Origin of the sequence: Thermocoleostomius sinensis A174 (assembly GCF_026802175.1) — a bacterium.
GTDB lineage: Bacteria > Cyanobacteriota > Cyanobacteriia > Elainellales > Elainellaceae > Thermocoleostomius > Thermocoleostomius sinensis.
On record NZ_CP113797.1, the window covers coordinates 5443797 to 5456323 of the forward strand.

The following is a 12527-nucleotide window of genomic DNA, read 5'->3' on the forward strand; positions in this document are numbered from 1 at the left end:
AATTGTCTCCATGAAAATGTGGAACCAGAGCCAGTCCCCCGGAGCCTGAGAAACTTGGGAGGGCTGGCTTTTGGTTTTTGATTAATCTGAATCTACCACACATAACCACAAAATGACGCATTGTGACGCACAATGTGCTATTTGTAGATATGGTGGTTTAAAGCAGCGTAAAATAGGCTATGTTGCGACATTTTGTGATTGAATTCATGGCTACACGTGGACGTGTGACCGCCTATTTGCCAGAGGACATTCAGAAGGCATTGGAGGAATGGGCCGCTGAGGAGAGTCGATCGATCAGTAGTCTGGTAACGTATTTGCTGACTCAAGCGGTGAAAGAACATCAAGAGCGAAAGTTGAAGGGATCTGATTAAGAATTAGCTTGACGATTAGCCTCTGACACCATTGCAGCGTTGCAGAAAATCAATCAGGATGCTGCGAAGGATTTTGTTCGGCTGTATTTGGGCAATATTGCTGATGAGTTGGACTTAAAGTAGTAGTGTTGTGGTTCCGTTGTAGGAAGGCGATCGCTTAAGCTACGATCGACCCATTAGTTCAGCTTTAACTCAATGCAACCTCAGTTTGAAGTGGAATACTTAACGGATAAAGCCGGTCAACCCAAAGCGGTGGTGATTCCGATCGAGCTATGGAATCAGCTATTTCCTCAAGAGGATTTGTCTACGGAAGAGATGGTAGAGGCAATTGAGGACTACTGTTTAAGTCGGGCAATGAATGATGCAGAAAATAGCCCACTGCTCGATCGAGATGCAGCATTGGCTTATCTAGAGGAGTGAGGCTTTGCCGATGAGCTTGGCTTGGAGTAGGAACCGTTCACCATTTGCAGTTTTTTACCGTTATTTGCCAGAATAAACCCAGCTTCTTTTTATTCTAGGTGCGCTGCAATGACCGCATTAAAGGGTACGCTGCTTCGTGGTCGCTACAGAATCACCCAGTCTCTTGGCAGCGGCGGCTTTGGAGATACCTATTTAGCCGAAGATCAGGATTTGCCCGATCGCCCCTTCTGTGTTGTCAAGCACCTTAGCCCCAAACAGTCCTCTCCAGAGCTTCTCATAACAGCGCGACGCTTGTTCAATGCCGAGGCAATTGTCCTGCACCGCTTAGGACAGGAGCATCCAATGGCATCACCCTGGAAATGGTGGAAATTCTGGGGGGGACATTCACGATGGGATCGCCAGCCGATGAGCCAGAGCGACGGGATAGCGAAAGTCCACAACGTCAAGTCACGGTTCCGGGATTTTTCATGGGACGGTTTCAGGTGACGCAGGCACAGTATGAGGCGATCGTGGGCAGTAACCCTTCAAACTTTAGTGGAGCAAATCGTCCAGTTGAACAAGTGAGTTGGAATGATGCGATCGAGTTTTGTGAAAAGCTGAGTCAGCGCACGGGACAAACATATCGATTGCCAAGTGAAGCAGAGTGGGAATATGCCTGCCGAGCCGGAACCACAACCCCATTTCACTTTGGTGCAACCATCACGACCGATTTAGTGAACTATAACGGTAACTTCACTTACGCTTCAGCCCCGAACGGAGAATATCGTCAGCAAACAACGGATGTCGGCAGTTTTCCGCCCAATGCTTTTGGGCTGTACGACATGCACGGCAATGTCTGGGAATGGTGTCAGGATGTGTGGCATGAGAATTACGCTGGCGCACCGACCGATGGTAGTGCCTGGATAGAAGGTGGAGAGAGTAATAACCGGCTCCTGCGCGGTGGTTCTTGGAACAACAACCCTAGGAACTGTCGTTCTGCGAATCGCAACAGGAACTTACCGGATAATCGGAACAACAACAACGGCTTTCGGGTTGTTCTGTCTGCCAGCACTCCTGACTGTCAGAGTCGGTAGATATCAGATTTACCGAGCGTACTCAAGGAGTCCAGACCTGCTCCAGCGATCGAGGCAACTTGATCCAAAAATCAGCCAAGGTCAGATAGCTTGGTAGATCCACGATCGAACAGCTATCTGATCCAAATATTATGCGCCCACATGTCCATCATTGAATTCTGCAATCACCAAATCTCCTTTGGGAAGAAGAGTTAGGACAATTGCAGGAGATCGTCGAGTTCAGAGTAGTCCGGTAGGGTGGTGTCGATCGGCTGTCCATTGCGGAGAACAATGCGATCGTGCTGTGACCGCGAAAACAGTTCACTGTAATATCGCGCTTTGAAGACAATCAAATCGGCTGGCTGTGACGCGGCAATTCGTCCAGCTTCAGATAAGCCCATTAAGTCGGCAGGGGTCATGGTGACAGTGCAGCACCAATCGCCGTAGGGAGCGTCTAAATGCTCAATTCGCGTGGCTTGTGTGTAAACTTCCAGCACATCATGATCGCCAAAAGCATAAAACGGATCGCGGCAGTTGTCGCTGGCGACTGCAACGGGAATTCCCTGGTGCTTCAGTTCGTGTAATAAGGTGACGCCACGCCAGCGGGGCGTTAGGGAAGGAAAAGATGCAAGGCGAGATGCATCCGGATTGGATGCTGAACGATTTGTCTCTCCATCCTGAATCCAGCCCCAGGAGGCAGACTGATTGCGATCTTGCAGATATAAGTTGCACATGGGCAAACTAACAATGCCAATCCCTGCTTGTTTTACCAAGGTGAGGGTTTTCATGATTTCTGTAGGTGACTGCACAGCCAGACTACAGCAGTGACCACAGACGATTTGCCCTGGAAAATCATGCCGGAGAGCGGCGGCGGCCACACGTCGCAAGGTGATGGTGTTGGGATTGCCGCTTTCATCGGTGTGAAAATCTAGATCCAGGTTGCGTTCTTTGGCTAGTTCAAACACGCGATCAAGTTGCTTGTCCAATTCCTCACTCATCATTGGTAAACCGCCCAAAAGCCCGCCAACTTCGGCAATTTGATCGGCTAGTTTCTCACCTTGTGGTGTTTGAAAATAATCCAGCGACACCAACGATACAGCTTGCAACGTTAGCCGATCGCGCCATTCGTCACGCAAGGATTGAAACACCTCCAGGCTAATATCGGCTTGATTGCCAAATGCGTCAATGTGGGTACGAAGTGCTTTTGTTCCGTGAGCATAGCTGCATTTCAAGCCAAACTCCATGCGGCGAAACACATCGTCTGCATTCCAGTATTGTTCGCTGTCCTTCTGCACAACCGTCAAGGCATGATCAAAGGTTCCCGCTAAATTGGGCGATCGTTCCCATGTGTGCCCTTTGTCCAAGTGGGTGTGCATGTCCACAAAGCAAGGAAACACAATTCTTCGTTGAAGATCGATTGCAGGAACAGATGCCGGAACAGCAATGGTATTTGGCTGAATTTGTACAATTCTTCCTGATTCCACTTCTAGACTGACGCAAACGAGACCGTCGCGGGTGGATTGAAGTGTCTGCGTAAGACTGGGTTCTTCTAATAGAGCAACTGGGACATGTGCATTCGTCAGCCAGTAGTGGGTTGACCCTGGAAAGTCGAAAAAACGGTTGACCATGTTGTTGTTAAAGTAGATGGAGTCGGTGCAAACAGGATCATAAACGCTCTAGCTGAATTGGAAAACTATCTAGATGCAAAGGGACGAGTTACACAATGGCCGTCTAAGCGCCATCGAGCCAAACAGCGCTTAGTGCTAGAGTATCTGGCGCTGAAATTCGATCCTACCGTGACTTATACCGAGAAAGAGGTGAATGCGCTGCTGAGACAATTTCACTGTTTTAATGACCCGGCCTTGCTGCGACGAGAATTGTTTGAAGCTGGATGGCTCGATCGAGAACGCAATGGCTCAGCCTATTGGAGAATAGACAAATGGTAAAAACAGAAGAATAAGGGATGCCCTACTCCCCGCTCCCTAACCCCCTGCTCCCCGATCGCCAACTTTTAATTTTCCCGCTTAATGGCGCTTTCATGCCAATGGCGCAATAACAGATCTGAGAAAACCGTAAGAGCCACAAAAATCATGACACCAAGCAACGTCGTCATGAACAAGGCGGCAAACATCCGAGGAATTTGCAGATTAAAGCTGGAGATTAGAATTTGGTAGGCAATGCCCGATCGCGTTCCTCCAGTTCCAGCCACGAATTCAGCCACCACGGCTCCAATCAAAGCCAGTCCACCGCTGATGCGTAAGCCCCCCAGAAAATAGGGCAAGGCACTAGGTAGGCGCAAATAGAGGAGGGTTTGCCAGCGGGAAGCTTGATAAAGTTGAAACAGATTGATCAGATTATGATCTGCGCTGTGAAGTCCTAGGGTTGTGTTTGACAAAATGGGAAAGAATGCCACAATCCACGCACAAATAACCAGCGAAATGAAGGTAGATTGCTCTCCTGGTACAAATTGCCGTACCCAAAGAATGATTAATGGCGCGATCGCTACGATCGGTGTCGTTTGCAAAATTACTGCATAGGGAAAGAAACTGCGTTCAATCCATTTGCTTTGCGTAAACACAATTGCAATCAGCAGACCCGATACTACGGCTGCAATGAAAGCGACGATTGTGATTTGCAGCGTAATCAACAGCGATGGAAAGAGATCTCCCCAGTCCCTGATCAAAGTTTGGAGTACAAGTAGAGGCCCAGGCAGAATGTAAGGAGGAGTGTTGGTGAGGCGGACAGCCACTTCCCAACCAATTAGTACTAACAAGCCAACAATGATTGGCGCTAGCACATCGGGTGAAAGCCACGGTTTCCACGCAGAGACAGGAGAGGCAGACTGTTTACCTGCGCTAAAAGAAACCGTTTGATTAGACGAACGATCGAAAGTTTTCACAGGCAAAACGACTTACACAAAGATGTCCCTGAGAACACGGTCGCATGTTCTGCTCCAGCTTGACAAGCCTATCCTATCGCAATGACGCTTGATGGAGTGTTCAAGTTCAACAAGTCGCAACTGATCGAAACTACACAGGTTTATTGGAAAAGCTGTTGTAGTTGCGATTGACTGCGAGGAACGGTAACGGGAAACAAAGCTTCGTTCAACAGAGTTTCATAGAAAAAGAAGGAAATACCGGCAAAATTGCGATGACGGACGGCGTGGATTTGTTGCTGCAATCGATCGCTGCTGACCGATTTTTGTTTCAGCCCCGCAAGAAGACCGATGGAAACGGGAATTTGTTGGCAACTCCTGACAACTTCTGGCTTCTCAAGTTCGTTGATCAAGCTGGTCAAATTGTCTCGATACACTTGCAAAACCAATTCGTCCACCAGTCCGCGCTGAATCCAAGTGAGCCAGTCTACACAATAGTTCGTTTGAGAGAAAGCCAACGGATTTGGGGAAATGGAAATCACACAATTGGGATGGTTCACTTTAATGCGGTGGACTAAATCACTCAGCAATTCAGTCATTTTCTGAGTCTTCCAAGCGTTGCGATCGACCGACTTAAACCATTGCGTTAACCAGTTGATGTGGTTCTCTTGATTAAAGCATTGGGTTGTAAATGCATCCTGCCCTAATTCTACGGGAAAGCCAAAATGATCATCTAGTTGAATCCCATCCACGTCATAGCGATCGACCACATCCATAATCAAATCCACAAAAAATTGTTTGACTTCTGGATGACAAGGATTTAGCCATACAAACGTATCAGGTTTACCATCGGTTCGTTTGGTGCGAATTGGATTTCCAGTTTTGTCGGTGGTCACACAATGGGGTTTTTGAGTGGCTAAAACCGATTTCGGCAGCGTCGCCAACCCATACTCAAACCAGGGAATCACTCGTAATTGCAGCGCTTTGGCAACGTCTACTATCTCTGCCAACATGTCTCGCGTGGCAAACTTGGGATCGGGAACCGTGGCAGGACCAATAAAGGCTTGGGCGATCGGGCTAGGATATAGGGTGAATCCGCGCTGCCACACCACAGGATAAATGGTATTGATACCAAGCTGTTTCAGGTGTTGCAAGCCCTGTTCAATCCTAGCTTTGGATTCTAAAACCCGGCTGTCTACGTTCGTCATCCAGACGCTGCGAATTTCTTCAAGCTGGGTTTTAACATGCGGTAAGAAGAAATAGCCGATTTTGCCGACAGGTTCGATCGGTTGAGATAGCTTGACCCAGCAGTGTTGCCCCACACGATAGGCTGCTTCGAGTTCCAGGACTTGCCCGGCGAGCACACTCGCTTTAGCGGAGGCTGACAAATCAGATGATTGGGCCGTTGATTTTTTGAAAACAGTGGGTTGAGTTACAGTTAGCGACGCCATTGCCTCTCTGATTCTAGTCTCTGTGGTTGATCAAGCAAGTTGATCAAGCAACCGGATCATACACGCTGGCAGAGTGCGCATTCATTGAGTCAGAGTCAGTTGATTGATTGGCGGCTCGGGACAAGGCCGCCGAAATTTGACGGCAGTAGTCATTGAACAATGGAGACGTGCGAAATGCCTCGGTGCGGGGATAGGGGGCGGCGATCGGCACTTCGGTAATGACACGACCGGGACGAGCCGCCATTACCACCACCCGATTCGACAGATACACCGCCTCGTAAATATTGTGGGTGACAAATACCACCGTCCATTGCATCCGGTTCCACAAGTCCAGTAGATCGCTGTTTAACCGACTGCGGGTCATTTCGTCGAGGGCACCAAACGGTTCGTCCATCAACAGCATTTCGGGATGGGTCACCAGCGCTCGGGCAATTGATACCCGCATTTTCATCCCGCCGGACAACTCACGCGGATAGCATTGCTCAAAGCCGTGCAAATCGACAAGTTCGATCGCTTCCATCACGGCACTTTTGGCGGACCGCTTGGTAATACCTGCTAGCTTTAGCGGTAAGTAAATATTGTCCCACACTGTTGCCCATGGCATCAGAGCCGCTTCCTGAAACACATAAGCCAGCTTGCGATGTTGAGGTGTATCCTCTAACAACGGCGACTGATGCCAAGCAATCTCACCTGAACTTTTTTGCCCCAATCCTGATACCAACCGCAACACCGTACTTTTACCACAACCCGACGGGCCCAAAAGGCTAACGAATTCACCATGCTGCACCGTCAGGTTCAAATCCTGCAACGCAACCGTGCCATTGGAGTAAACTTTGCTGATATTGCTCAGCGTAATGACAGGAGTAGGAGTCATCTAGGAGTTCCTCTAGCGATCGGGATTAGATGGAGGTGAATCAACAAACCGAGAGATGGTGAAATGGATTTACAGTAGCGTAATCCATTCCGCCGCCCATCATAGTCGATCACCTCTAGGCTCGATATGTTTCAGCGCCCTTGTTCACGAACTCTAGGGTGTAAGCTTGGGTGTAATCTGTATCCGGTTGAAAAACCCCTTCCTCAGCCATAGTTTCAAAGAACGACCGCCAGCGTTCATCGGTCATAGCTCCTATGCCATCGGTTTCGGCTTCCCCCGAAATGACAATGCCATACTCTTTCATCTTTTCGATGCCATAGGCAATTTGCTCATCCGTCATTTCCGGATTGTCTCGCTTGATCAGTTCATTCGCTGGAGCCGGATCACCCTCTAGATAGCTGTACCAGCCTTTAATTGACGCTTCCACAAACCGCTGTACCAAATCTGGGTTTTGCTCGACCAATTCTCGTTTACATTCGATCGTCGTAGAGTAGGGATCATAGCCATGATCGGCCAGCAGGAACACGACTGGCTCAAAGCCACCTTCCTTTCGGATGGACAAGGGTTCAGAACTGAGATAGCCCTGTTGTACCGAGTTTTTATCTGCTAAAAAGGGTCCGGGGTTAAAGTTGTAAGTGCGTTTTTGATCGTCAGTGAAACCGTATTTTGCCTTCAGGAACGGCCAGTAGGTTGTATTCGCGGCAGCCGAAATGAAAATGGGGCGACCCTTCAAATCTTCGATCGAATCTGCTCCCGTATTGGGATGAGCAATCAGGATTTGCGGGTCTTTCTGGAAAATTGCCGCTACAGTTACTTTGGGAATGTTTTCCTCGATCGCCTTGATGGCATCAGATGTATAGCCCATGAAAAAGTCAACGGCTCCACCCATCAATAGCTGCGTACCATTCACCTGGGGTCCGCCCATCTGGATTGTGACATCCAGCCCGTAATCTTCATAAATTCCCGTAGCCACCGCTTGATAAAAGCCACCATGTTCAGCCTGAGCGTACCAGTTTGTGCCATAGGTGACTTTAGTTAGCTCTCCAGATGCCGCCGGACTCCCGCTATCGGCAGGTGCTTCAGCCACCGGAGATTCAGCCGTTGACGTAGAAGATTGATTGGATGCACACGCTGCAACTAGCCCGCTACCAACAGCAAGCGCCCCATACTGGATAAACTTTCGCCGACTGACGCCCAAAATTTGACGTGGCGGATACCGTAGTAGACTCATTCATTTCTCCTTGTGACACGCTGAAAACCGTTTGCAAAACGCACTACCGCTTTTTACCTAATGAAGCTACTAAAACCCATTGCATCAAATTGTATTTTCAAATACCGCCTTTAGGGATTCACTCGGCTCTAACAATGCCGATCAAGCATCAGGAGAGATAGCTAAAGAGAAACTAACCCACATTTTGTCATGCCTCATGTCCTGCCTCATACTCCATTCCCGACTCCCGACTCGCGATGCCCGACTCCCTTCTTCCCCGATCGACCACCCACTCAATCACCTGCTTACCTAGACTCACCCCATTGAGCCGATCGATCTCACGAATTCCGGTAGGGCTAGTGACGTTGACCTCTGTAAGATAGCCGCCAATCACATCAATACCGACAAACACCAAGCCATCGCGTTGCAGGGTTGGGGCAAGCTGTGCACAAATTTCCCGATCGCGATCGGTGAGGTCTACAGCCGCCACTCGTCCCCCCACAGCCATGTTGCCGCGAAACTCACTGCCCGTGGGAATGCGATTGACGGCTCCGATCGGTTCACCATCTAGTAGGATAATCCGTTTATCGCCCTCTTTGGCGGCAGGCAAAAACTGCTGCACCATGACAGGGACTTTGCCTTGAAAGGTGCTGATCTCAATCAGAGAGTTGAAATTGCGATCGCCCGGTTCCACAAACAAAATCCCCTCCCCGGCTTTGCCACCCAATGGCTTGATCACAGCGGCTCCCTGTTGTTCGACAAACTTGCGGATGATCTGCTTATCTTGGCTGACGATCGTGGTGGGAATGGCATTCGTAAACTGAAGCGCGTACATTTTTTCGTTGGCTGTTCGTAACCCGTGCGGCGAGTTGATCACCCGCGTTTTGCTTGGATCAACATAATCCAGAATATAAGTAGCATAGAGATAGGGAATCGTCACGGGTGGATCGGTACGCATAAACACCGCATCCATCTCATTTAACGGCAGCAGGTGACTCTCGCCCAAGCGAAACCACTCAACCACCGACACCCAGCGCCCTTCCACAAGCTCAACCGCTTGCAACTCAATGGGTTGTGCGATCGCCCAGGCGCTACCATCCGCCACACTAAGCCGTTGCGCTTCGGTAATCCAAACCTCATGACCTAAGCCTTGTGCCGCTTCCATTAACGCCACACTTGTATCATGACCCGGATCAAGCATTTGGATCGGGTCAATAATAAATAGAAATTTCACCAGATTCTCCTTTGAAAAGGCTAAAGGCTAAAGGCTAAACATGGACTCTACCCCTGATATCTTTTGACTTTATCCTTTCCGCCTCACCCAGCCGCGCCTTGCAACAAGGAATCAAGCTGTCCTTTGGCATTGAGCGCATATAGATCATCACAGCCGCCAATGTGGGCGTCGTTAATAAAGATTTGCGGTAGACTGCGCCGTCCATTGGCTCGTTGCGCCATCTTGGCTCGCGCTCCTTCGTCACCATCAATGCAATATTCGGTATAGTCTACCCCTTTTTTATCTAGCAAAGCTTTTGCCCGGATGCAAAAAGGGCAAGCACTCCAGGTGTAGATCTCAACATTGGCAGCCATAATTAGTTTTAGTTGCGCAACACGGTATATTTACCGATCTTAATATAAGCGCTTCCGAAGAGATAGCCGTGCTACGAAGTCGGCACAGGACGTTGGTGGTGATGATGCGACTTGACCCACTCGTCTAAGTAGATCACCTTGGTCGTGGCGATCGGTCTCCAACCGACTTGTTTGAGTTGCTCTGGACTGCCTGTTGTCACAATCTCGTATTGTGGACAATATACCACAGCCATCTGTTCATTCATTAGGGTGAGATAGCAAACTCCCCAATTCAATCCTTCACATTCGACGCGCTGTCCCTCTTGCCAGTTCATGAACCCACCTTGAACGCTACGTATTACCAACTTTAAGGCGCAGGTTTTAATGACCCTTCCTGCGCTTATCTCAACCAAACGGGTGATTAAGATTGTTCGAGTGTTCCCTCAGCCATTCGATCGTTTGCATTGCAATCGTTAAGAAAACCCTAAGGCGAGCCAACGTCAACCCGATCGACCAAGATGGCCATAGCAACTCATAATAAAAGAAGCACGCTTTACATTCCTTTACTATGGCGAGAGATTTGCGGGAATTCCTCAAACAGTTGGAACAGCGAGGACAATTGCGACGGGTTAGTACAATGGTAGACGCCAATTTAGAAGTTGCCGAAATAGCGAACCGCTTGTTGCAACAGGGTGGCCCTGCCTTACTGTTTGAGAATGTCAAAGGAGCGAGCTATCCCGTTGCTGTGAATGTACTGGGAACGGTAGAGCGTGTCTGTTGGGCTATGAACATGGAGCGCCCAGAAGAATTAGAGGAGTTGGGCAAAAAGCTAGCCATTTTGTATCAACCGCGCCCACCCAAGAAGATGTCGCAGGCGATCGAACTTGGCAAGGTTTTGTTAGATGTGGTTAAGGCCAAACCTGGGCGCGATTTTTTTCCCGCTTGTCAACAGGTTGTGCTCAAAGATGAGCAGGTCGATTTGACGAAACTGCCCCTGCTGCGGGTGTATCCCGGTGATGCTGAGCGGGTGATTACACTGGGACTGATGATCACCAAAGATCCGGAGACCAAGATTCCCAACGTGGGTGTGTATCGCTTGCAGTTACAGTCTCGAAACACGATGACGGTACAGTGGCTCTCAGTGCGAGGAGCGACACGACACTTGCGCAAAGCCGCAGAACTGGGTCAGAAATTAGAAGTAGCCGTGGCGATCGGGGTGCATCCGCTGGTGATTATGGCCGCAGCAACTCCGTTACCTGTAGACTTGTCCGAATGGCTCTTTGCAGGTCTCTATGGCGGTTCTGGACTTTCGTTAGCCAAGTGCAAAACGTTGGATTTGGAAGTGCCAGCCGATTCAGAATTTGTCCTGGAAGGTACGATCGACCCTAAAGATACGGGTGTGGATGGGCCAGCGGGAGATCACATGGGCTTTTATGGTGGCGTCAATGAACAAGCGCCGTTGGTTCGCTTTCACACCATGACCCATCGTAAAGACCCGATTTACCTCACAGCTTTCAGTGGTCGCCCTCCCAAAGAAGACGCAATGATGGCGCTGGCATTGAATCGCATCTATACGCCCATCTTGCGGCAACAGGTTCCCGAAATTGTCGATTTCTTCTTGCCGATGGAAGCCCTAAGCTACAAGGCCGCCATCATTTCCATCGACAAAGCCTATCCAGGACAAGCACGGCGAGCAGCACTGGCGTTTTGGAGCGCGCTGCCGCAGTTTACTTACACCAAGTTTGTGATTGTGGTAGATAAAGACACCAACATTCGCGATCCGCGCCAGGTCGTGTGGTCGATCGCCTCCAAAGTTGATCCGGGGCGCGACGTGTTTATTCTGCCCGATAATCCCTTCGATCGATTGGACTTTGCCACTGAAAAACAAGGTTTGGGCGGCCGCATGGGGATTGATGCTACAACAAAAATCTACCCGGAAACCGATCGCCCTTGGGCCGAACCGCTGCAATCTGATCCAGATACCGCTGCAATGGTCGATCGCCGCTGGGCTGAATATGGATTAGCCGATTTACAACGAGGCGATGTTGACCCCAATTTGTTTGGCTATGATCTGCAATGAACCTGGACTCTTGCTCGACCCTCGATGAATACTGTCTCTGAAATCGATCGCTTGCTTGATCTGATGCCAGCTTCTGGGCGCATGTGGACAAAACTGGTCAGTGCCCCAAACCAATCACAGGTGATTGCGGCTAAGTTTCCGTTACCTCGATCGCAGGTGCGTGCAATTACCATTAATTTCGATTTGTGGGAGAAGCTACCCCAACCCCAACGCGATCTCTTGTTGCTACATACCGTGTGTTGGTTGATTGGAATTCGTTGGTTCAAAGTGGGTTTGTATGAGGGATTAGCTGCTGTTGGGCTTTCCGGAATGGCGGTAGAACTGCTGCTAGGAGATGTTGCTGGTATAGTGACAGCAGGTGGATTGACCGTTGTTGCCATCAGTCGAATTTGGCGAAAAAATCGTGGAGTTCAACCTTTGCAGGACGCCGATGAAGCAGCGATCGCCGTCGCTAAACGACGGGGCTATGACGAAGCAGACGCTGTCCGGCACTTACTCGCCGGCATTGAATCGGTGGCGCAACTAGAAGGGCGCTCTTTAAGTGTCACAGAACTGATGCGTAGCCAACATTTGCGATCGCTGACTGGACCGTTACCCGTTGATTTAATCTAAGCCATTATCAAACCAA

13 protein-coding genes and 1 pseudogene are annotated in these 12527 nt (G+C 49.5%); 6 read left to right on the forward strand and 8 right to left on the reverse strand.

Features of this window, described 5'->3' with window-relative positions:
* The first annotated feature begins 179 nt into the window (after nucleotides 1-179).
* The 3 genes and pseudogenes from OXH18_RS23585 to OXH18_RS23600 all read left to right on the forward strand — a co-directional run.
* Nucleotides 180-371 carry a ribbon-helix-helix domain-containing protein gene (locus OXH18_RS23585; protein WP_268609963.1) on the forward strand — a complete coding sequence of 64 codons (192 nt, stop codon included), beginning with the start codon at nucleotides 180-182 and terminating at the stop codon, nucleotides 369-371.
* A gap of 195 nt (nucleotides 372-566) precedes the next feature.
* Nucleotides 567-791, forward strand: a complete 225-nt coding sequence (locus OXH18_RS23590) for a hypothetical protein (protein WP_268609964.1) — start codon at nucleotides 567-569, stop codon at nucleotides 789-791.
* A 341-nt stretch (nucleotides 792-1132) separates the two neighbouring features.
* Nucleotides 1133-1864, forward strand: a pseudogene (locus tag OXH18_RS23600) (formylglycine-generating enzyme family protein); the annotation flags it as partial.
* Between the two features lie 191 nt (nucleotides 1865-2055).
* On the opposite strand, the gene OXH18_RS23605 reads toward OXH18_RS23600, so the two are convergent.
* On the reverse strand, nucleotides 2056-3471 hold the full coding sequence (locus tag OXH18_RS23605; RefSeq protein WP_268609968.1) for a cytosine deaminase: 1416 nt from the start codon (nucleotides 3469-3471) through the stop codon (nucleotides 2056-2058).
* A gap of 57 nt (nucleotides 3472-3528) precedes the next feature.
* On the opposite strand from OXH18_RS23605, the gene OXH18_RS23610 reads away from it, so the two are divergent.
* Nucleotides 3529-3789 (forward strand): DUF2087 domain-containing protein, encoded by a 261-nt coding sequence (locus OXH18_RS23610; protein ID WP_268609969.1) that lies wholly within the window; start codon nucleotides 3529-3531, stop codon nucleotides 3787-3789.
* Nucleotides 3790-3854: 65 nt separating this feature from the next.
* Here OXH18_RS23610 and OXH18_RS23615 read toward each other — a convergent pair whose 3' ends face one another.
* The 7 genes from OXH18_RS23615 to OXH18_RS23645 form a co-directional block, all read right to left on the reverse strand.
* Complete coding sequence (locus OXH18_RS23615; RefSeq protein ID WP_315874789.1) at nucleotides 3855-4640, reverse strand: ABC transporter permease; 786 nt, start codon at nucleotides 4638-4640, stop codon at nucleotides 3855-3857.
* A gap of 242 nt (nucleotides 4641-4882) precedes the next feature.
* Nucleotides 4883-6169 carry a glycoside hydrolase family 10 protein gene (locus tag OXH18_RS23620; protein ID WP_268609971.1) on the reverse strand — a complete coding sequence of 429 codons (1287 nt, stop codon included), beginning with the start codon at nucleotides 6167-6169 and terminating at the stop codon, nucleotides 4883-4885.
* 43 nt (nucleotides 6170-6212) lie between these two features.
* Nucleotides 6213-7043, reverse strand: a complete 831-nt coding sequence (locus OXH18_RS23625) for an ABC transporter ATP-binding protein (RefSeq protein WP_268609972.1) — start codon at nucleotides 7041-7043, stop codon at nucleotides 6213-6215.
* Between the two features lie 115 nt (nucleotides 7044-7158).
* Nucleotides 7159-8274: an ABC transporter substrate-binding protein gene (locus tag OXH18_RS23630; protein WP_268609973.1), complete on the reverse strand. Its 1116-nt coding sequence runs from the start codon at nucleotides 8272-8274 to the stop codon at nucleotides 7159-7161.
* A gap of 187 nt (nucleotides 8275-8461) precedes the next feature.
* Nucleotides 8462-9487 (reverse strand): glutathione synthase, encoded by a 1026-nt coding sequence (gene gshB, locus OXH18_RS23635; RefSeq protein WP_268609975.1) that lies wholly within the window; start codon nucleotides 9485-9487, stop codon nucleotides 8462-8464.
* A gap of 83 nt (nucleotides 9488-9570) precedes the next feature.
* Nucleotides 9571-9840, reverse strand: a complete 270-nt coding sequence (grxC, locus tag OXH18_RS23640) for a glutaredoxin 3 (RefSeq protein WP_268609976.1) — start codon at nucleotides 9838-9840, stop codon at nucleotides 9571-9573.
* A gap of 71 nt (nucleotides 9841-9911) precedes the next feature.
* A complete protein-coding gene (locus tag OXH18_RS23645; RefSeq protein ID WP_268609977.1) occupies nucleotides 9912-10154 on the reverse strand; it encodes a hypothetical protein in 243 nt (80 codons plus the stop codon).
* Between the two features lie 233 nt (nucleotides 10155-10387).
* Between OXH18_RS23645 and OXH18_RS23650 the strand changes: the two genes are divergently transcribed.
* Both OXH18_RS23650 and OXH18_RS23655 read left to right on the forward strand, forming a co-directional pair.
* Nucleotides 10388-11899 carry a UbiD family decarboxylase gene (locus OXH18_RS23650; RefSeq protein WP_268609978.1) on the forward strand — a complete coding sequence of 504 codons (1512 nt, stop codon included), beginning with the start codon at nucleotides 10388-10390 and terminating at the stop codon, nucleotides 11897-11899.
* A 24-nt stretch (nucleotides 11900-11923) separates the two neighbouring features.
* Nucleotides 11924-12511: a DUF3318 domain-containing protein gene (locus tag OXH18_RS23655; protein WP_268609979.1), complete on the forward strand. Its 588-nt coding sequence runs from the start codon at nucleotides 11924-11926 to the stop codon at nucleotides 12509-12511.
* Nucleotides 12512-12527 lie beyond the last annotated feature (16 nt).